Origin of the sequence: Borborobacter arsenicus (assembly GCF_003934165.1) — a bacterium.
GTDB classification, from domain to species: Bacteria; Pseudomonadota; Alphaproteobacteria; order Rhizobiales; family Rhizobiaceae; genus Pseudaminobacter; species Pseudaminobacter arsenicus.
Genome location: NZ_RKST01000011.1, coordinates 213,457 through 232,880 on the forward strand (window position 1 = coordinate 213,457; position 19,424 = coordinate 232,880).

At 61.2% G+C, this 19,424-nt stretch carries 18 protein-coding genes; 13 read left to right on the forward strand and 5 right to left on the reverse strand.

Translation table 11 applies throughout. From position 1 onward, the window contains the following. Positions 1-260 precede the first annotated feature (260 nt). The gene (locus tag EET67_RS15810; protein WP_128627155.1) at positions 261-980 is read left to right on the forward strand and encodes a helix-turn-helix domain-containing protein; all 720 of its coding nucleotides are present in this window, start codon (positions 261-263) and stop codon (positions 978-980) included. A 190-nt stretch (positions 981-1,170) separates the two neighbouring features. Then, complete coding sequence (locus EET67_RS15815) at positions 1,171-2,061, forward strand: dihydrodipicolinate synthase family protein (RefSeq protein ID WP_128627156.1); 891 nt, start codon at positions 1,171-1,173, stop codon at positions 2,059-2,061. A 95-nt stretch (positions 2,062-2,156) separates the two neighbouring features. On the opposite strand, the gene EET67_RS15820 is transcribed toward EET67_RS15815, so the two are convergent. The 4 genes from EET67_RS15820 to EET67_RS15835 form a co-directional block, all read right to left on the reverse strand. Then, positions 2,157-3,197: a heme-dependent oxidative N-demethylase family protein gene (locus EET67_RS15820; protein WP_128627157.1), complete on the reverse strand. Its 1,041-nt coding sequence runs from the start codon at positions 3,195-3,197 to the stop codon at positions 2,157-2,159. A gap of 191 nt (positions 3,198-3,388) precedes the next feature. Next, positions 3,389-4,354, reverse strand: a complete 966-nt coding sequence (locus EET67_RS15825) for a PDR/VanB family oxidoreductase (RefSeq protein WP_128627158.1) — start codon at positions 4,352-4,354, stop codon at positions 3,389-3,391. Next, a complete protein-coding gene (locus EET67_RS15830) occupies positions 4,351-4,950 on the reverse strand; it encodes a dimethylamine monooxygenase subunit DmmA family protein (protein ID WP_128627159.1) in 600 nt (199 codons plus the stop codon). The genes EET67_RS15825 and EET67_RS15830 overlap by 4 nt, the downstream gene beginning before the upstream one ends. A 7-nt stretch (positions 4,951-4,957) precedes the next feature. After that, on the reverse strand, positions 4,958-6,091 hold the full coding sequence (locus EET67_RS15835) for an aminomethyl transferase family protein (RefSeq protein WP_128627160.1): 1,134 nt from the start codon (positions 6,089-6,091) through the stop codon (positions 4,958-4,960). 544 nt (positions 6,092-6,635) lie between these two features. On the opposite strand from EET67_RS15835, the gene EET67_RS15840 reads away from it, so the two are divergent. The 11 genes from EET67_RS15840 (at position 6,636) to EET67_RS15890 (ending at position 19,200) form a co-directional block, all read left to right on the forward strand. Next, positions 6,636-8,156: an APC family permease gene (locus EET67_RS15840; RefSeq protein ID WP_128627161.1), complete on the forward strand. Its 1,521-nt coding sequence runs from the start codon at positions 6,636-6,638 to the stop codon at positions 8,154-8,156. Between the two features lie 10 nt (positions 8,157-8,166). Next, complete coding sequence (locus EET67_RS15845; RefSeq protein WP_128627162.1) at positions 8,167-8,658, forward strand: universal stress protein; 492 nt, start codon at positions 8,167-8,169, stop codon at positions 8,656-8,658. A 180-nt stretch (positions 8,659-8,838) separates the two neighbouring features. Further along, positions 8,839-9,735, forward strand: a complete 897-nt coding sequence (locus EET67_RS15850) for a class II glutamine amidotransferase (RefSeq protein ID WP_128627163.1) — start codon at positions 8,839-8,841, stop codon at positions 9,733-9,735. Between the two features lie 27 nt (positions 9,736-9,762). Further along, complete coding sequence (locus EET67_RS15855) at positions 9,763-10,467, forward strand: GltB/FmdC/FwdC-like GXGXG domain-containing protein (protein WP_128627184.1); 705 nt, start codon at positions 9,763-9,765, stop codon at positions 10,465-10,467. An 11-nt stretch (positions 10,468-10,478) separates the two neighbouring features. Then, the gene (locus EET67_RS15860; RefSeq protein WP_128627164.1) at positions 10,479-11,807 is read left to right on the forward strand and encodes an FMN-binding glutamate synthase family protein; all 1,329 of its coding nucleotides are present in this window, start codon (positions 10,479-10,481) and stop codon (positions 11,805-11,807) included. A 66-nt stretch (positions 11,808-11,873) separates the two neighbouring features. Then, positions 11,874-13,217, forward strand: coding sequence for a type III glutamate--ammonia ligase (glnT, locus tag EET67_RS15865; protein ID WP_128627165.1), 1,344 nt, complete (start codon positions 11,874-11,876; stop codon positions 13,215-13,217). Positions 13,218-13,321: 104 nt separating this feature from the next. Then, the gene (locus EET67_RS15870) at positions 13,322-14,575 is read left to right on the forward strand and encodes a sarcosine oxidase subunit beta family protein (protein WP_128627166.1); all 1,254 of its coding nucleotides are present in this window, start codon (positions 13,322-13,324) and stop codon (positions 14,573-14,575) included. Positions 14,576-14,592: 17 nt separating this feature from the next. After that, on the forward strand, positions 14,593-14,907 hold the full coding sequence (locus tag EET67_RS15875) for a sarcosine oxidase subunit delta (RefSeq protein ID WP_128627167.1): 315 nt from the start codon (positions 14,593-14,595) through the stop codon (positions 14,905-14,907). Beyond that, complete coding sequence (locus tag EET67_RS15880; protein ID WP_128627168.1) at positions 14,904-17,894, forward strand: sarcosine oxidase subunit alpha family protein; 2,991 nt, start codon at positions 14,904-14,906, stop codon at positions 17,892-17,894. Before EET67_RS15875 ends, EET67_RS15880 begins: the two co-directional genes overlap by 4 nt. After that, positions 17,887-18,522 carry a sarcosine oxidase subunit gamma gene (locus EET67_RS15885; protein WP_128627169.1) on the forward strand — a complete coding sequence of 212 codons (636 nt, stop codon included), beginning with the start codon at positions 17,887-17,889 and terminating at the stop codon, positions 18,520-18,522. The genes EET67_RS15880 and EET67_RS15885 overlap by 8 nt, the downstream gene beginning before the upstream one ends. A gap of 138 nt (positions 18,523-18,660) precedes the next feature. Next, a complete protein-coding gene (locus EET67_RS15890; RefSeq protein ID WP_128627170.1) occupies positions 18,661-19,200 on the forward strand; it encodes a DUF2380 domain-containing protein in 540 nt (179 codons plus the stop codon). 105 nt (positions 19,201-19,305) lie between these two features. Here the strand turns inward: EET67_RS15890 and EET67_RS15895 are convergent. Then, on the reverse strand, positions 19,306-19,424 hold a 119-nt coding region (locus tag EET67_RS15895), incomplete at its 5' end, for a formate--tetrahydrofolate ligase (protein WP_128627171.1).

A 19,424-nucleotide genomic window follows, 5' to 3' on the forward strand; every position in this document is an offset into this window, starting at 1 on the left:
TCTATCGCAGCCGAATCGCGACGCAAACCCTAAAATTAACAAAGGTTAAAATCCGTGATGCCGGACCCTTCCGCCATGGATGGCGGACGGTTTTCAAGCCGGTGATAGGATCAATTTTTCTCAGTCAGGGCAGGCAGTAGAAAATGATCCGCTGCGATCGGGCGAAAGCAGCTGGAAAATTGTTGCATGATCTGCATACTCAGATTAAAAATATTTACTGTAAGTGAAATCCGGAGAGTCTCAAACAGGCGGCGATAATCATGCCACAGGCAACAGAACGCAAGAAGCCAAAGCAAAACGGGGTGGCTGCGCCACTGCCCAAGGCGGTGGGCAAGGACGCCCATGCCGAGACGGCGCTGAAGCAGAATCCCCACGCCGTGCGCGATACGCGCGAGAATGTGCTTGAGGTCGCGATCGGCCGGGAGGTCCGCGGGTTCCGCAAGAAACTCGGCATCACCGTTGCTGACCTGGCGGCGGCGACCAATATTTCGCTCGGCATGCTGTCCAAGATCGAGAACGGCAATACTTCGCCCTCGCTGACGACGCTACAATCGCTGTCGAGGGCGCTCGGCGTCCCCGTGACGGCCTTCCTGCGGCGCTTTGAGGAAGAGCGCAACGCCGTCTTTGTCAAGGCGGGCGAGGGTGTGGATGTGGAGCGGCGCGGCACGCGGGCCGGTCATCAATATACGCTGCTCGGCCATGTCGGCTCCAACACCAGCGGCGTCGTCGTGGAGCCTTATCTGATAACGCTGAGCGAGGATTCGGACGTGTTTCCGACCTTCCAGCACGACGGCATGGAATTCCTTTACATGCTGGAGGGTGAAGTCGTTTATCGGCACGGCAATAATCTCTATCGGATGATGCCTGGCGACAGCCTGTTCTTCGACGCCGACGCGCCGCATGGCCCGGAAGAATTGACACACTTGCCGATACGGTATCTGTCGATCATCTCCTATCCACAAGGCAGCAACACCGAATAGGTGCGCGTCGGGCGAGCGTCTTCATCGGTTCATACCACCGGCTCGCGCCGGCTGGCCCATTGCGTTCCAAAAACGAGATCGACAAGATCGGATTTGGTCTTGCGCCCCGTCCCACCCTCCGGCTTATCGGTCAGGCGCAGGTTCTCGTCGCCAAAGCCTGCGAGCTTTGGTTCTGTTCGAGGGGCTTCCGATGCTGTTTCGAGGTTTGTCCGCCTTTCCGATCACGCCTGCTGACCAGAATGGCCGCGTGAATGTCGATGAGCTCGCGGTCCTGCTGCGTCGTGCAGATGACGCTGGCGTCGCCTCGGTGGGGCTGCTTGGAAGCACCGGGTCCTACATGTATTTCAGCCGTAGCGAGCGGCGGCGGGCCATCGAGGCTGCAGTGGACTGCCTGGGGCGGAAAACGCCGGTCATTGCCAGTGTCGGAGCATTGCGCACGGATGAGGCGGAGGCCCTGGCGCGCGATGCGCAGGCGGCAGGCGCGGATGGGCTCCTGCTTGCCCCGGTGTCCTACACGCCGCTCAATAATGAGGAAGTGTTCCAGCATTTTGAAGCGGTTGCTGCGGCGACCGACTTGCCGCTATGCATCTACAATAATCCTGGCACGACGCATTTTTCGTTCGGCGTGGAGCTTCTGAAGCGCCTTGCCGCCCTTCCCAATATCGTCGCCGTCAAGAACCCGGCGCTGCCGGCGCAGGAGATGCAGGCAAGCCACGCGGCGCTCCGTTCTGCTCTGCCCGCCGATTTTGCCATCGGCTATGCAGCCGACTGGAATGTGCCGGGCGCCATTCTGGCCGGCGGCGTTGCCTGGTACAGTGTCGTTGCCGGCCTGCTGCCGGAGCCGACGCTGAAGCTGATGCGTGCCGCGCAGAGCGGCGATGCCGCCAAAACGCAGCGCATCAACTCCCATTTCGAGCCGCTCTGGGCCCTGTTCAGGGAGTTGAGCAGCTATCGCGTGATCTATGCTGCCACAAATATCCTTGGGCTTTCCAAGGCAAACCCACCGCGGCCGATGCTGCCGCTTTCGTCCGCCGACCATCAGCGGGTGACGGCGGCGCTGGATGTTCTGGCGCAGCTCTAAATCGACCTGCGTCCTAAACGCATGCGCGCTCTAACGCTTTGTTCGAGCATCGGATCCACATTCCGGTCCGATGCTCTTTCGCAGGCAGGTCCGGATCAGTCCGGACCGAAGCCGGGCGAGGTCGGGGCGCCGTCGTCATATTTCGACAGCCATTCGACCACGGTCGGGCGATAGCGCACGAGGCCCTTGTATTCGGCCAATTCCGGGGGCAGGTCACGCAGCACGCGGTGGAAGCGGCGCGCCCATTTGGGCGAAGTCACCAGCTCGTCCATCTTGATCAGATAGCAGCGGATCGGGAACAGCAGCGCGTTGGAGCGCGGCAGGCGGAAGAACATCTGGATTTCCACGCGCAGATGCACCTTGTCGCCGACATTCTCCGGCGTCACCGTGGTGCGGTCCGTGCCCCATTTGTGGTAGTTCTCGGGGCTGGTGTCGAGCCGCGGATTGATGGTCATGGTCCAGTTGTGGCGGCGGGCCGGCTGGCCTTGCTGCAGCGCCATGAGGAACTTCAACGCCCGCTTGAAGACGCCCATCTCATGGGCGAGCGGCACCGGGGCATGCCATTCGAAGAAGTTCATGCCGATGTCGAAATCCAGCGACCAGTCGGCCTGGGTGGTGACGATGCCGGCATCCATCCACAGATTGCCGTCGCGCTGGTCGAGCACGGCAAAGTCGCCCTGGCTCTGGCGGGTGATATATTCCAGCGGGTCGTAGGGCAGGGTGGAGGTGTCGCCGAAGGTGAAGCGGTCATCGATACCGAGCGGTCGATTGACCCAGTGCCATTTGTCGCCGTCGCGGGTCAGCGAGAAATGCTCGGGATAGCTCTTGGCCTTTTCGGTCATGAGCAGTTCGAGCGTGTCCCAGCCGGCAAGCGTCATATGCGGCAGCGACTGGCAGCGAAGCGGGTCCTCGGCCAGCACCAGCGCACGGTCGTGCATTTCGGAAACATAGTGTTCGTCGACATCGAAAAGATGCTCGAACACCGTGTTCTTTGCGCCGGGTACATGCGGTTCGATATTGACCGAATACATGTAGCCGTCTTCATGGAAGGGGAATGGAAACCTCCGGACCTGCTCAGGGCTGTTCCTGAACGAAAAATCGTCGCGAAATGTTTCCTGCTTGAAATTGATTCCCATCGGCTCCTCCTCGCCTGGAACGGGTCGCGCCTTGGCGCCGCTCCCCATCTACCTGTTCAAGCACCCGGTCCGATAATGGCCGGTTGGTCCTTGGCGCGCGATGACTTTCGTTGAATCGTCCTCACGCTTCAGTTCCCTGTTTGAGCATGATCTTTTCCGAAAACCGGTGCCCCACTTTTCGGGATCATGCTCTAGCGCTCGAGAGTCAAAGACTTGCCCTCGAAGCGCGAAACGCATGGCATGATCTTGCAGCCGGAGCGGTGGTCTTCCTCGCTCAGCCAATGGTCGTTGTGCAGGAACTTGCCATCATAGGAAATTACATTGGTCTCGCACTGGCCGCAGACGCCGCCACGGCACAGATATGGCGGGTTGAGACCGGCCGCCTCGATCGCTTCGAGGAGGCTTTCATGTTCGCCGACACGAATATCGACCTCGCTGACGGCGAGCCTCACGTCGAAGGGCTTGCCAGGCTGCGGAGCAGCGAAATGCTCGAAATGCACGGTCTCGTCCGGCCACCCGGCCTCGGCGGCGGTGGCGCGAACCCATTTGATCATCCCTGCCGGGCCGCAGACGTAAAGATAAGTGCCTAGCGGCTGCGTCGACAGCAGCTTTTCGAGATCAAGCTTTTCGCCGTGGTCGTCGCGGTAGAGATGGATGCGCCGGTCGTAGCGGGCCGTCAAGACATCGGCATAGGTGGCGAGCGCATCGTTGCGGCACGCATAGTGCAACTCGAAATTTCCGCCACGGCCGGCAAGCTGGGCTGTCTGGGCCATGAAGGGCGTGATGCCGATGCCGCCGGCAATCATCAGGTGCTTCTTGGCACGCAGATCGAGCGAGAACAGGTTGACCGGGTTGCTGATGACCATGCGCTGGCCGGGCTTGACCTCACGGTGCATGAACAGCGAGCCGCCACGGCCGGCATCGTCGCGCCGCACGCTGATCGTATAGTCACGCGTGTCGAGTGGCGAACTCATCAGCGAATAGGGGTTCAGACGGGTCTTGCCCTCGTCGCGCATCTCCACCACGACATGCGCGCCGCCCGAAAATGTCGGCAGGATGCCGCCATGCGTGCGCTCGAAGTGGAAACGTTTAACCAACTCGTTGACGACGACGACATCGGTAACGGTGACGTCGATCCTGTTTGATCCGGCCCTCAACGGAAAATCTCCTCTGTTGGAGGAATGTCTGTAGGGTCCTCCGCATTGATGCAAACACCCTGGAAGGCGGCGTAGCGGCGTGAGTAATGGTCGCGTACCAGCAAAAGCAGGCCACAATGCGAGCATTTCACCGGTTGCGTGGTCACATTCTCGGTGATGCCCTTGCAATGGACGCACTGCACGCGGCGCGCCAGCGAGCCGCGCTGCTCGGTCTGGATGGAAGCGTGGTCGACACCGGCCTCAGCGGCCACCTGCATGACCTGCCCGATCAAGCCTTCCGAGCCAGCTATATAGAGGCGCGTTCCCATATGGGCTGCGTCGAATGTCTGGCGCAATCGGGGAAGCGCTGCGGCGAAGGACGGCCCTTCATAGAACCGCTCGGGATTCAGCGCCTTGAGCGCATCGATATATTCGGGACCGGATGCGCCCGGAATATATATGATGTGCGCTTTGGCGAAGAAATCCGCAGGGGCGTTCTTCGCGAGGTCCAGGATCGCCGCCGCGCCTTCGGCGTCGGCGACGAGGAGATGGTGCTTTCCGGCCTGCGGCGAAAGCGTGCCATAGACCGGTCGGCTTAACATCGAAGCTGCCGACATCGTTCTGTCAGCCCTTTGCCGTGCGCTTCAGCTTCTTCGGGTCGTCGAAGGGAAGCGTATGGGCGGTCGCCTTGACCGTTCCGCTCTCATTGTGGATTTCGAGCGGCGTGCCCTGGACGGCGCAATCGACGTCGAGGCGGGCGATGCCCATCGATTTCTTGACCAGCGGCGAATACATGGCGCAGGTGACGACGCCAACCTTCTTGCCGTTGCGGTAAATGGGGGCGCCCTCGTCGGCGGGCTTGTCGCCCTCCAGCAGAACGCCGAAAATCTTGAAGCGCTCCTTGCCCTTCAGGCGGTAGTGCTCCTCGGCACCGCGGAAACCGGTCTTGCCGGGACTGACGGTGAAGTCGAGGCCGAGTTCCCACAGCGTGTCGCCAGGGCCTTCGTTCTCGAACGGGTATTTCTGCGAATTGTCGTAGGGGTAGAACAGCAAGTAGCTTTCGACCCGCAGCATGTCGAGCGTGGTGAAGCGGGTGGGGATGATCCCCATCTCCTTGCCTTCGGCCACGATCGTATCCCAAATCTGCGGGGCGTCCTGGCCGCGGCAGAAGATTTCATAGCCGCGTTCACCGGTATAGCCGGTGCGCGAGATCATCACCGGCAGGCCGAACAGGCGTGTCTGCATGTGATGGAAATAGTTGAGGTCGCGGATGCCGGGAACATGCTTGGCCAGATAGTCCACGGCCACCGGCCCCTGCAGCGACAGGTCGTGCAGATTGTCGTCGAAGCGGATCGAGACGTCGCGGCCGATGGAAGCGCGGGTCAGTTCCTCATGGCCCGACCCCGAACCGTGCACGACCATCCATGAATTGGGGCCCATGCGGTAGATCACGCAGTCGTCGGTGAACTTGCCGGCATCGTTGAGCATGCAGGCATAGGAGGATTTTCCCGGATAGATCTTCTCGACGTCGCGCGTCGTGGCCAGGTCGATCACATGCGAGGCATGAGGGCCATTGATGTGCACCTTCTTCAGGCCCGACACATCCATGATGCCGGCCTTGGTGCGGATGGCGATGTATTCCTCGTCCCAATCCTTGTCGTAGGTCCAGGCGGTTCCCATACCGCTCCAGTCCTCCAGCTTGGAACCAAGAGCACGATGGCGGTCCGCCAAAGTCGAAAATCTCCAGGATGCCGTCATCTGATCCTTACTCCCATTCGAAATCATGTTTTACCGGCCCGATGACGGACAATGCCGCCATATGGATTGCCATCCATACTGACTCAAATTTTCTATCGTGCAATACTCATATGCAAAAAATTTCATTATCAGGCAAAACCGTGTGGACAGGAGCGCCGCAAATTGGCAGGCTCCGAGCAGATTTGGCACGCCCTTTGGCAGGGTCCACTGTGCCATCATTAGCCACCAGAACTTTTTCTTACGTTGGGGCAAGGCCGCTTGACAAGCGGTAAGTCTGGTGTTTCATATTATGCAATAATCTTGCCTGGGGAGCAATCAAGAATCGGGGAAATTCAGCGTCCTGCCAGGCAACCGGGACGCTCCTGAGGATGAACATTTTTTATCAGCCTTGATCAGACGGATTAAGGCGAGGTTCACGCATGCATATGCGGTGCCTCGCCTTGCATTGCCTTCAACCGAGTGGAGGACCCCTCAATGACTTCAGCTTCACGACGACGGATTTTTTTCACTGAGAGAATCACAAAAAACGGTGAGGAGACGTGTGATGACGCACGCTAAATTCGGGGCAATTGACGTTTTAGAATATGAGCAAGGCAATCTTCAAAGCGGGACAAACTGGTGGGGAGCGTTTGTCATCGGTCTTGCCGGAACCATCCTTGTAACAGGCGCCGCACCTGCATTCCTTACGGTCTTCGGTGCATCCTATATTCCCTTCATTACATTTTTCACCCTCACAGGCGTCATACTATGCCTGCTCCTGGCTGAACTGTCGGCGATGATGCCGGGACGGACGGGAGGATCTCCGTCCTATGCTTATCCCGCCTACAAGAATCGCTGGCCGCGGCTGGCGCCTCACGTCAACGGTGTGACGGCATGGATGTACTGGGTCGGCTGGATGCCGGTGGCTCCGCTCAACATGATCCTGGCATCCTTCTACATCACCCATTTGTTCGGTCTGGATACCACGAGCGGCATCACGCCGGTCAGTACGTTCATTCCATATTGGACGCTGGCGATCACAGCCGTCGGCCTGCTGGTGTTGTCGATCCCCGCCTATCTGGGCATCCGCTTCGGCACCTCGATGGCGACCATCCTCGCAGTGCTTTCGATGATCCCGCTGACATTCCTGTCGATCGGCTTCGTCTTCAATCTCGACGCCGCCAACTGGAGCGAACTGGCTGGTTTCCCCCAGCTTGATGGAACCAGTTTCTTCAGCGAGATCAACGGCTATCCAGCCTGGATGATGTATGTCGCCTATGCATTCCCGCTGCTATGGACGGTGATCGCCTATGAGGCTGCCGCCTGCTATATCGGCGAATGCAAGAATCCGGGGCGTGATGCCAAGATCGCCATGACGCTGGAAGGCGGCTATGGCGTCTTCGTCTACACGATGCTGCCGATCTCGTTTGTGGTCGTGCTGGGCGCGCAGGCCATATCCGACCCGGCCCTCGTCGATCCCAAGACGATGTTCGTCACCTTTGCCAGCAACATCTTCCCCGGCGTGGCCGGTGTGGTGATGGAATGGCTGATGGCGATCATGCTGATCATCGCGCTGGTACTGTCGGCGTTGAATTCGCTGATGGGTTGCTCGCGCTCCCTCTACCAGATGTCGCTGGACGGTCAGTTCCCGCGCTTCTACCAGCACCTCAACAAGAATCACGTTCCGGACCGGGCCATGATGACCAATGTGGCCGCCAGCCTTGGAATCGCGTTCATGGGCGGTGCGATCGAGATCTATTCCTTCTCCAATGTGGGCTATCTCGGTTCGTTCGTTCCGGTGCTGATCGCATATTACCTTCTGCGCAACGATCGGCCCAATGTCCGCCGCCCCTTCAAGCTGCCGGAATATTTCAAGTACATCGCCCTCATGCTGGCTGCGCTGTACTTTTTCGTGTGGCTCATCGGCGGGGTGATCTACTCCTACATCGGCGGGCAGGCGATCTACTATTTCCTCGGCATCGCTGCCACTTTCCTTTACCTGCCGCTCTACTGGTATCGTAAATGGGAAGACCGGCGGGCCGGCTTCTCGGAAGCGGCAACGGCCGCCTCGACCTCCGGCAGCTAGGAATCCGGTAATGCTGGTGCGCAATCTGTTCGCGCGCCCGGGGTCTGCAAAGGATATGCAGGCCCCGGGGAGGGTGCTGGTCGCTTCCGAAGGCCGACGGTTTACAGCCGAGGTGATCGACCAGGCGGTGCGATTGGCGCGTGCAGGCAGTGGGCACGTGCGGGTTCTCACGGTGGCCCGGCTTTGGGGGACAAGCTTCGGCTTGCCCAATCCCGGGCTGCGCCCCAGCCGGCGCGAGTTGGCCGTACAGGAAGACAATGTTTCCTGGGCCATCGACCAGCTTGAAAAAGCCGGCGTCAGTGCCGATGGTCACATCGTCACGACACGCCATCCAAGCAAGAGCATCCTCAACGAGGCCAAGCGTCAGAACTGCACTGCCATCGTCATGGGCGCCGACCCGCAACGCAACTGGTTCGTCCGCAGCATGATGTGGAGCCAGGAACCTTACCGGGTACGTGGGCGCACGCCCATTCCGGTCCATCTCGTCGGTCCGACGGACTAATTCCAAAGGAGGCTGCCGCCAGGCGGCAGCCTCCTGATCTGGACGATCGATCGGGCGACTGGCTCCGAACGTTCGATGACGAAAATACTTTTCTTACATGAAAAAAAAATTCATAGTAGTTGAATTCTGGATCCGGAACTGGTAGGCATAAGCTAGAGATTTCGCAGAGAGGTGGGAGCCATGTGTGGCATTGTTGGACTGTTTTTGAAGGACAAGTCGCTGGAACCTCAACTGGGAGCGATGCTGTCCGAAATGCTGGTATCGCTGACCGATCGCGGGCCTGACAGCGCGGGGATCGCGATTTATGGCGCCTCCGGCGACGGCAAGGGCAAGGTGACGGTCCAGTCGCCGTTCCCGGACCGTGATTTTCCCGGCCTCGACGCAGAGCTTTCCAAGCAGGTTGGCGAGCCGGTCAAGATGACCGTGCGTTCGACCCATGCGGTGCTGGAAACCGGGCTTGCCAAGCTTGATGCGGTACGCGAAGCGGTGTCGGAACTGCGTCCGGATGCCCGCATCATGGGCATGGGTGATGCCATTGAAATCTACAAGGAAGTCGGGTTGCCGGAAGCGGTGGCGGAGCGTTTCGGCCTTGCCAAGATGGGTGGGACGCATGCCATCGGCCACACCCGCATGGCTACCGAATCGGCGGTCACCACGATGGGCGCGCATCCCTTCTCGACCGGTCCGGATCAGTGCCTCGTGCACAATGGCTCGCTGTCCAACCACAGCAATATTCGTCGCGAACTCATCCAGAAGGGCATGAAGTTCGAGACCGAGAACGACACGGAAGTGGCTGCGGCCTATGTGTCATCGAAGATGGCCGATGGCCTAAATCTCGGCGAGGCGCTTGAGAGCACCCTCGACGATCTCGACGGTTTCTTCAATTTCGTCGTCGGAACCAAGAACGGCTTTGGCGTCGTTCGCGATCCGATTTCCTGCAAGCCGGCGGTAATGGCCGAGACCGATCAGTATGTCGCGTTCGGTTCCGAATATCGCGCATTGGCCAATCTGCCTGGCATCGAAGGCGCCAAGGTCTGGGAGCCGGAGCCCTCCACCGTATATTTCTGGGAGCACTGAGCCGTGAAACACGATGTCGTCGACGTAATGGACAAGGTCGCCAGCAAGCGGGTCTTCGATCTTTCGAAAACCACCTTGCGAGAGCTCAATCAAGCGCTGCACGAAGTCCGGGAAGGTTCGAATGAGGTTGCCTGGGAGGTTCAGAATCCCAAAGGCAGTCATGCTGTGGCGGCGGGTATCGATGCGCCGATCAGCGTCGATGTGCGCGGCAATGTCGGTTACTATTGTGCCGGCATGAACAGCCAGGGCACCGTCACCGTGCATGGCTCGGCCGGTCCCGGTGTTGCCGAGAACATGATGTCGGGCAGCGTCATCATCAAGGGCGATGCCAGCCAGTATGCGGGCGCCACCGGAAGGGGCGGCCTGTTGGTGATCGAGGGCGATGCGTCCTCGCGTTGCGGCATTTCGATGAAGGGCATCGACATCGTCGTCGGCGGCAATGTCGGCCATATGTCGGCCTTCATGGCGCAGTCCGGCCATCTCGTGGTGCTGGGCAATGCGGGCGACGCGTTGGGCGATTCCATCTACGAGGCGAAGCTGTTCGTTCGCGGCACGGTCAAGAGCCTTGGTGCTGACTGCGTTGCCAAGGAGATGCGTCCCGAGCACATTGCCAAGTTGCAGGAGCTTCTTGATCGCGCCGGCATCAAGGACGTCAAGCCTGAAGAGTTCACGCGCTACGGATCGGCTCGCAAGCTCTACAATTTCAACATCGACAACGCTGCCGCATACTGAGGCCAAGTATCATGACCTATCAGAACCCGCCGACGACTCCGCGCAAATCCGCGACGTTCGACGATTATGCCATGTCCGAAATCCGCCGGGCAGCGGCGACCGGCATCTATGACATTCGCGGCAGTGGCGCGAAGCGCAAGGTGCCGCATTTCGACGACCTTCTGTTCCTGGGCGCGTCCATTTCGCGTTATGCGCTCGAAGGCTATCGTGAGCGCTGCGACACCAACGTCGTTCTTGGCACCCGTTTTGCCAAGAAGCCGATCGAGTTGAAGATTCCGATCACCATTGCCGGCATGAGCTTCGGCTCGCTGTCGGGTCCGGCCAAGGAGGCGCTGGGCCGTGGTGCGACATTGTCGGGAACGACCACCACCACCGGTGATGGCGGCATGACCGAAGAAGAGCGTGGTCACTCCGAGAAGCTGGTCTACCAGATTCTCCCGTCCCGCTATGGCATGAATCCGCGCGACCTACGCCGTGCCGACGCCATCGAGGTGGTTGTCGGCCAGGGTGCGAAGCCCGGTGGTGGCGGTATGTTGCTTGGTCAGAAGATTTCAGACCGCGTTGCCGAGATGCGTACGCTGCCCAAGGGCATCGACCAGCGTTCGGCCTGCCGTCACCCGGACTGGACCGGTCCGGACGATCTTGAGATCAAGATCCTTGAAATCCGGGAGATCACCGATTGGGAAAAGCCGATCTATGTGAAGATCGGCGGCACCCGTCCTTACTATGACACCGCTCTTGCCGTTAAGGCGGGCGCTGACGTGGTCGTGCTCGACGGCATGCAGGGTGGCACTGCGGCGACGCAGGAAGTCTTCATCGAGCATGTCGGTCTGCCGATCCTCGCCTGCATTCGCCCGGCGGTGAAGGCTCTGCAGGACCTGGGCATGCATCGCAAGGTGCAGCTGATCGTGTCCGGCGGTATTCGCAACGGCGCTGACGTCGCCAAGGCCCTGGCGCTTGGTGCTGACGCGGTGGCGATCGGTACGGCCGCCCTCATTGCGCTCGGTGACAATGATCCCCATTGGGAAAGTGAGTATCAAAAGCTCGGCACTACCGCCGGCGCCTATGATGACTGGCATGAAGGCAAGGACCCTGCAGGTATCACCACGCAGGACCCGGAGCTGATGAAGCGGGTTGATCCGGTCGCGGCCGGCCGTCGACTGGCTAATTACCTAAAAGTCATGACGCTGGAGGCACAGACGGTCGCGCGTGCCTGCGGCAAGAACCATCTGCATAATCTGGAGCCTGAAGACCTTTGCGCTTTGACCGTTGAGGCGTCGGCCATGGCGGGCGTGCCGCTGGCCGGAACGAACTGGATACCCGGCAAGACCGGTTTCTGACGCGGGTCGGCGGGGGGAGGATCAAACACAGATAGCCGCCAATGGCCGGCTGGGAGGATTAAATCGATGGGTACAAATTTCGACAGCAAGGTAGGTAGCTCGGCCACCCTTGATTTGGCGGAGTTCGCCAAGGTTCGAAATGTAAAATACTTTATGGTCACCTATACCGACCTTCTCGGATACCAGCGCGCCAAGCTGGTTCCGGCCCGCGCGATAGCGGACATGCAGAAGGACGGGGCGGGCTTTGCAGGCTTTGCCGGCGGCATGGACATGACCCCGGCGGATTCGGACATGCTGGCCGTGCCGGATCCGTCTTCGGTCATCCAGTTGCCGTGGAAGCCTGAGGTTGCGTGGGTGGCATCCAACTGCGTGATGGACGGCAAGAGCGTCGATCAGGCCCCGCGCAACACGCTCAAGCGTCTTGTGGAAGAGGCTGCTGCGCAGGGTATTCGGGTGAAGACCGGCGTCGAGCCGGAATTCTCCTTCGTCAGCTTCGACGGCAAGTCGCTGTCGGACGAACACGACAATTCCAAGAAGCCCTGCTACGACCAGCAGGCTCTGATGCGCCGCTTCGACCTTATTCGCGAGGCCAGCGACGCCATGCTCGATCTGGGCTGGGAGCCGTATCAGAACGATCATGAGGACGCCAATGGCCAGTTCGAGATGAACTGGAAATATGACGACGTGCTTGTGACGGCCGACAAGTACTCCTTCTTCAAATTCATGATCAAGTCGCTGGCCGAGAAGTACGGCTTCCGCGCCACCTTCATGCCGAAGCCGTTCCCCAACCTGACCGGCAATGGCTGCCATGCGCATATCTCGGCATGGGATCTTGCGGGCAAGACCAACGTCTTCGCCGACGACAGCTCGCCCGACGGCCTGTCGCAGAAGGGCATGTACTTCCTTGGCGGCATCATGAAATATGCTGCCACGATGACGGCGATCATCTGCCCCACGGTGAACTCCTACAAGCGCATCAACGCGCCGCGCACGGTCTCCGGTTCTTCCTGGGCACCCAACGCCGTGACCTGGACCGGCAACAACCGCACGCATATGGTGCGCGTGCCTGGCCCCGGCCGCTTCGAGTTGCGGCTCCCCGATGGCGCGGCCAACCCCTATCTGATGCAGGCCGTCATTCTGGCCGCGGGGTTGAAGGGCTTGAAGGAAAAGCTCGATCCGGGTCCGCGCAGCGACATCAACATGTATACCGAAGGGCATACCATCAAGGACGCCCCGCGGTTGCCGTTGAACCTGCTCGACGCATTGCGGCTTCTCGACCAGGACAAGGAATTCAAGGCTACCCTGGGCGATGAGCTGGTGAATGGCTTCATCAAGATGAAGACGGTGGAATGGAATTCCTACGTCTCGCATCTCACGCAATGGGAACTCGACCACACTCTGGATTGCTGACAGCGGGCAAAAAGGCGTGGCAGGGCAGGCGAAAAACCTGCCACGCTGGTTTGCGCGCGCTTTAAACCCGAAAATTGCAAGCCGCGCAGCGGAACATGAATGCGATGAAATACTCTATCTTCTCACTCGCCCGGGCTGCCCTTTCGGGACACCGCAACTGGTCGCGCACCTGGCGCGATCCGCAACCGAAAAGCCACTATGACGTGGTTATCATTGGCGGTGGCGGCCACGGCCTGGCCACCGCCTATTTTCTGGCCCACACCTATGGCATCCGCAATGTAGCGGTGCTGGAAAAGGGCTGGATCGGTTCCGGCAATGCCGGCCGCAACACCACCATCATCCGCTCCAACTACATGCTGCCGGGCAATACCGGCTTCTACGAGCTCTCCATGAAGCTGTGGGAGCGCATGGAGCAGGACCTCAACTACAATACGATGGTCAGCCAGCGCGGCATCGTCAATCTCTACCATTCAGACGCCCAGCGCGACGCTTTCGCCCGGCGCGGCAATGTCATGCGCATCAACGGTATCGATGCCGAGTTGCTCGACCAGGCGCAGATCCGCAGGATGATGCCGTTCCTCAATTTCGAGAATGCGCGTTTCCCGATCCAGGGTGGGCTGTGGCAGCCGCGTGGCGGCACCGCACGCCATGACGCCGTGGTGTGGGGCTATGCCCATGCGGCCGACAAATACGGCGTTGACATCATCCAGAATTGCGAAGTGACCGGCTTCACCCATGACCAGAATGGCAAGATCACCGGCGTCGAAACCTCGCGCGGCAAGATCGGAGCCGGCAAGGTTGGCATGGCTGTGGCCGGAAGTTCCTCGCGCGTCGCCGCGATGGCGGGGCTGCGCCTGCCGATCGAAAGCCACGTACTGCAGGCCTTCGTGTCGGAAGCGATAAAGCCGCTTCTTCCGGGCGTCGTGACGTTCGGTGCCGGCCACTTCTATGTCAGCCAGTCCGACAAGGGCGGGCTGGTGTTTGGCGGCGATCTCGACGGCTACAATTCCTACGCCCAGCGTGGCAACATGCCGGTGATGGAGGATGTCTGCGAAGGCGGCATGGCGCTGATGCCGATGATCGGCCGCGTTCGCCTGCTGCGCCAATGGGGCGGCATCATGGACATGTCGATGGACGGCACGCCGATCATCGACAGGACCCCGGTGGACGGCCTCTACCTCAATGCCGGCTGGTGCTATGGCGGTTTCAAGGCGACGCCGGGTTCCGGGCTTGTGTTTGCCCAGCTTCTGGCCACCGACACGCCGCACGAAGAAGCGAAGCGCTTCCGCCTCGACCGGTTCCAGCGCGGCGCCATGATCGACGAAAAGGGCCAGGGCGCCCAACCCAACCTGCACTGAAAGCGAGACTGACGGAAATGCGCATTGCATGTCCATTTTGCGGCGAGCGCGAGAACGGCGAATTCACCTATCTCGGCGACGCCAAACCGCAGCGCCCGGCTATGGTCGCGCTCGATGCCGGGGTCGGCGCGAGCGGCGAGCAGGAGGCCTTCTACGATTATGTCTATCTGCGCGACAATGTTGCCGGCGAGATGAGCGAATATTGGTATCACGGCGGCGGCTGCCGCTCCTGGCTGGTCGTCCAGCGCAATACGATGACGCATGAAATCAGCTCGGTGAAGGCGGCGGCCGGCACCGGTGCTGCGGCAGTGAAGGCGAGCGCAAGGTCATGACGGTCTATCAGCCCAATCGTCTGGACAAAGGCGGCCTCATCGACCGCTCGACGCCACTCGACTTCACCTTCGATGGCAAGCATCTGACCGGCTTTGCCGGTGACACGCTGGCTTCCGCACTTGTTGCCAACGGCGTCACGCTGGTCGGCCGCTCGTTCAAATATCACCGCCCGCGCGGCATATTGACGGCCGGGTCCGAAGAGCCCAACGCGCTGGTAGAGCTTCGCAGCGGCAATCGCCGCGAGGCCAACACCAAGGCCACCACTACCGAGCTTTATTACGGGCTGGAGGCCCAGAGCCAGAATCGGTGGCCGTCGCTCGCCTTCGACGTGATGTCGGTCAACCAGCTCTTCTCGCCGATCTTCGTCGCCGGTTTCTACTACAAGACCTTCATGTGGCCGGCGAAATTCTGGGAAAAGCTCTATGAGCCGGCGATCCGCCGCGCTGCCGGCCTCGGCCGGCCGAGCGGCCTGGCCGATCCCGACCACTATGAAAAGGCCTGGGCGCATTGCGACGTGCTGGTTGTGGGCAGCGGCGCGTCGGGTCTGGCGGCCGCGCTCGCAGCGGGTCGGACCGGTGCGCGCACCATCCTTGCCGAGGAAGACAGTAGGGCCGGCGGCAGGCTGCTTTCGGATCAGGGCGAGATCGACGGCGTCAGCGCGCGTGACTGGGTTGAAGGGGCACTTGCCGAACTCGCCTCGCTGCCCAATGTGCGCCTCATGACGCGCACCGCCGTGTTCGGCGTATATGACGGCGGCACCTATGGCGCGCTTGAGCGCGTCAACGATCACGTGCCGGTGCCGCCCAGGCATCAGGTCCGCCAAAGGCTGTGGCGCATCGTTGCCAAGCGCTGCGTGGTGGCGGCCGGTGCCGTCGAGCGGCCCATCGTGTTTTCCGGCAATGACCGTCCCGGCGTGATGATGGCTTCGGCGGTGCGGACCTATATCGATCGCTTCGCCGCGAGGCCTGGCCGGAATCTGGCGGTGTTTGCCAATAATGACGACGCCTGGAAGACGGTCGAGGCGGCACATCGCGCCGGCATCGGCATTGCTGCCGTGGTCGATGTGCGTAAGGAACTGACCCAGGCGCAACGGACGCTGGCGCAGGCGGCGGGTTTCCCCGTCCTCAATGGCGTGATCCACGATGTCCATGGTGGCGCCAAGGGCGTCAGCGGCATCGAGGTGCAGCTGGCGAGCGGCAAGCGTGAAACGATTGCGGCCGACTGCCTGGCGATGTCGGGCGGCTGGAATCCGGCCGTCGGCTTGTCCTCGCATCATCGCGGCCGGCCCAAATGGCGCGAGGATATCGCAGCCTTTGTGCCGGGCGACGACATTCCGGCCGGAATGGTCGTGGCCGGTGCCGCCAATGGCGCGTTTTCGCTCGATGCCTGCCTGCGTGAGGGCCATGAAGCGGGCGCTGCGGCGGCTGCCGGATCCGGCGGCAGGAAGGCTGCCGGCAATGCAGCGGTCGCGGCCAATCCCGACGATGCCTTGTCGATCGCCCCGGTCTGGCATGTCGAAGGCAAGCACAAGGCTTTTGTCGACTTCCAGCATGACGTCACCGCATCAGATGTCGCGCTGGCGCAGCGCGAAGGCTTCGAATCGGTCGAGCACCTGAAGCGTTACACCACGCTCGGCATGGCGACTGACCAGGGTAAGAACTCCAATGTCACCGGCCTTGCCATCATGGCAGAGGTGAGTGGACGGTCCATTCCGCAGACCGGCACCACGATTTACCGGCCGCCGCAGGTGCCGGTCGCCATCGGCGCCCTGGCCGGCCATAATCGCGACGAGAAGTTCCATGCCGCCCGCCAGGCACCATCCAATCATTGGGCGGCTGAGCGCGGCGCTCCCTTTGTCGATACGGGCCTGTGGAAGCGTGCGCAGTGGTATCCTCTGCCGGGCGAGAACGACTGGCTGACTTCCGTCAACCGCGAAGTCGTCACCGTGCGCAACGGCGTCGGCTTTTGCGATGTCTCAACGCTGGGCAAGATCGACGTGATGGGGCCGGATGCCGGTACGTTCCTCGATCGCGTCTATATCAACCTGTTCTCCACGCTCGCCGTCGGCAAGGCGCGCTATGGCCTGATGCTGCGCGACGATGGCATCGTCATGGATGACGGCACCACCTCGCGGCTCGCCGAAGACCATTATTTCATGACCACCACCACGGCCAAGGCCGGGCCGGTGATGCAGTATCTGGAATATTGCCGTCAGGTGCTGTGGCCGGAACTCGACGTGCAGCTGACCTCCTGCACCGACCAGTGGGCGACATTCTCCGTTGCCGGGCCGAAGTCGCGCGATCTCCTGCGCAATATCGTCGATCCGGCCGAGGATCTGTCCAATGAGGGCTTCCCCTTCATGGGCGTTCGCGAGGTGCCGCTTCGCGGCGGCATGTATGCTCGGCTGTTCCGCATCTCGTTTTCGGGCGAGATGGCCTTTGAGATTTCGGTGCCGGCCCGCTATGGCGACGCCTTGGCGCGCAATCTGATGATCGCCGGCGAGCCTTTCGGCGTCATTCCCTATGGCACCGAAGCGCTGGGCGTGATGCGTATCGAGAAGGGGCATGTCGCCGGTCCGGAACTCAACGGGACCACGACGGCCGACGATCTCGGCCTGGGCAAGATGGCATCCAAGAAGAAGGATTTCGTCGGCCGGGTCATGGCCACCCGTGAGGCGCTGGTGGCGCCCGACCGGCAGGTCGTGGTCGGCATCAAGCCGGTCGACAAGGCAAGGCGGCTGCGTTCAGGCGCGCATATCATCCCCAAGGGCGCCATTGTCGGCCCCGATACCGACCAGGGCTATGTCACCTCGGTCTGCCATTCGCCGATGCTTGGCCAATGGGTCGGTCTGGGCCTGGTCGAACGTGGTCGCGAGCGCTTCGGCGAAATCGTGCGCGCGCATGATCCGCTGCGGGGCGAGGACTATGACGTCGAGATCTGCAATCCTGTCTTCTACGACCCCGAGGGAGGACGCCAGCGTGGCTGAATTTGTCTGGCATGCCGTTTCGCCGCTCCAGCATTCCTTCACCCCCGGCCGTATGGGCGAAACCGCCGACGCGGCCGGAGTGCGGATGGCTGAGATCAGGAATTTCAACCTGGTGCAGATATTTGCCCGGCGCGGCCAGTGGTCGGCCGTGGCCAAGGCCGCCAAGGCGCATTTCGGCGTTGAGGCTCCAACCCGCCCGCAAGCTGTCTCCGGCAAGGCCGGGGTGTTGCTGTGGTCAGGTCCCGATCAGTTGTCGGCGCTGACGGCGCGGCGCGGCGACGAGATCAGGCCATTGGATGCGCTGCGTGACCGTTTTGCCGGCATCGCCTCGCTCTCCGACCAGTCGGACGGCCGCTGCCTGCTGCGCATTTCAGGCGCGCGCGCCCGCGACATGCTGGCCAAGGTGTCGTCGGTCGATCTCGATGCAGCTGTCTTCCCGGTGGGCGCCGCGGCGGCAACGGCAATCGACCACACCGCCGCCAATCTCTGGCGCGAGGCGGATGCAGCGGATGGATCGCCGGTATTCAAGCTGCTGGTCTTTTCCAGCTTCGCCGACAGCCTGTGGGATACGCTGGTGGATGCGGCTGCCGAATACGGCATCGAGGTCGAAAGCCCGGCTGGCCTGTAAGGTCCTAAAAGTTGCTCTCCTCCTAACTAACAAGCCGGCATCGGTTGCTCCCGCTGCCGGCTGTTCTATGCTTGGTTGCCGCGATGGTTGTATCGTGGCGAGCAGGTGGCGTTGCTGCCTGCCTGAGCGGAGGTCGAGATGGGCTGGCATATTGCGCCACGCGATCAGCGCGGGCACTTTGTGGGAAAGCCTATCCGGACACTGGGCTTGCTCCTGACTGCCTGCCTTATCCTCCCGGCCACTCTGTCGGCCGACGAGCAGACGCTTGCCCTCTCCGACTTCTTTCTTGTCGATTCCTCCGGCGAGGCGCGCGATCAGCGCGTCGAACATGATGAACGCCTGAGGCGCATGGATAAAACCCTGCAGGCGGAGCTTTCCCGCAGCGGGAGCTTTTCCTTGGTGGAGATGAATTGTCCGTCGCAGGGCTGTTCAGGGCAGGCGATGAAGCTCGACGAGCTTCTTGGCCGCGCCCAGGCGGCTGGCGCACGCTTCCTGGTTGTCGGCGCGGTCGAAAAGATGAGCACGCTGGTCCTGTGGTCGCGGCTTGAGGTCTATGAAATTGCCAGCCGCAAGATGGTCTTCGACCGGCTGTTCACCTTCCGGGGCGACAATGACGAGGCCTGGCAGCGCGCGGCCCATTATATGGCCCGGGACCTGATCAGGAACGCGCCGCGATAGATCATTTTCTGCCAGCGGTATCCGCCGGCCTTGCGCAAGCCGCGCAGGCGCAAAAAAACGCCGCGCTTTTGGCGCGGCGTTCAAGTTTGGCTTGGAGGATAAGTATCAGCTCAACCCGTCGATCTCGCCTGCCTCGTTGATGATGATCTTCTCCGAGGAGGGCTTTGAGGGCAGGCCGGGCATGGTCATGATCTCGCCGCAGATGGCCACGACGAAGCCGGCGC

What these genes read in the sequence shown, in the direction of transcription:
- EET67_RS15810 (WP_128627155.1), top strand. Translation starts at nt 261, where the DNA reads ATGCCACAGGCAACAGAACGCAAGAAGCCAAAGCAAAACGGGGTGGCT.
- EET67_RS15815 (WP_128627156.1), top strand. Translation starts at nt 1,171, where the DNA reads ATGCTGTTTCGAGGTTTGTCCGCCTTTCCGATCACGCCTGCTGACCAG.
- EET67_RS15820 (WP_128627157.1), bottom strand. Translation starts at nt 3,197, where the DNA reads ATGGGAATCAATTTCAAGCAGGAAACATTTCGCGACGATTTTTCGTTC.
- EET67_RS15830 (WP_128627159.1), bottom strand. Translation starts at nt 4,950, where the DNA reads ATGTCGGCAGCTTCGATGTTAAGCCGACCGGTCTATGGCACGCTTTCG.
- EET67_RS15835 (WP_128627160.1), bottom strand. Translation starts at nt 6,091, where the DNA reads ATGACGGCATCCTGGAGATTTTCGACTTTGGCGGACCGCCATCGTGCT.
- EET67_RS15840 (WP_128627161.1), top strand. Translation starts at nt 6,636, where the DNA reads ATGACGCACGCTAAATTCGGGGCAATTGACGTTTTAGAATATGAGCAA.
- EET67_RS15845 (WP_128627162.1), top strand. Translation starts at nt 8,167, where the DNA reads ATGCTGGTGCGCAATCTGTTCGCGCGCCCGGGGTCTGCAAAGGATATG.
- EET67_RS15850 (WP_128627163.1), top strand. Translation starts at nt 8,839, where the DNA reads ATGTGTGGCATTGTTGGACTGTTTTTGAAGGACAAGTCGCTGGAACCT.
- EET67_RS15855 (WP_128627184.1), top strand. Translation starts at nt 9,763, where the DNA reads ATGGACAAGGTCGCCAGCAAGCGGGTCTTCGATCTTTCGAAAACCACC.
- EET67_RS15860 (WP_128627164.1), top strand. Translation starts at nt 10,479, where the DNA reads ATGACCTATCAGAACCCGCCGACGACTCCGCGCAAATCCGCGACGTTC.
- glnT (WP_128627165.1), top strand. Translation starts at nt 11,874, where the DNA reads ATGGGTACAAATTTCGACAGCAAGGTAGGTAGCTCGGCCACCCTTGAT.
- EET67_RS15870 (WP_128627166.1), top strand. Translation starts at nt 13,322, where the DNA reads ATGAAATACTCTATCTTCTCACTCGCCCGGGCTGCCCTTTCGGGACAC.
- EET67_RS15875 (WP_128627167.1), top strand. Translation starts at nt 14,593, where the DNA reads ATGCGCATTGCATGTCCATTTTGCGGCGAGCGCGAGAACGGCGAATTC.
- EET67_RS15880 (WP_128627168.1), top strand. Translation starts at nt 14,904, where the DNA reads ATGACGGTCTATCAGCCCAATCGTCTGGACAAAGGCGGCCTCATCGAC.
- EET67_RS15890 (WP_128627170.1), top strand. Translation starts at nt 18,661, where the DNA reads ATGGGCTGGCATATTGCGCCACGCGATCAGCGCGGGCACTTTGTGGGA.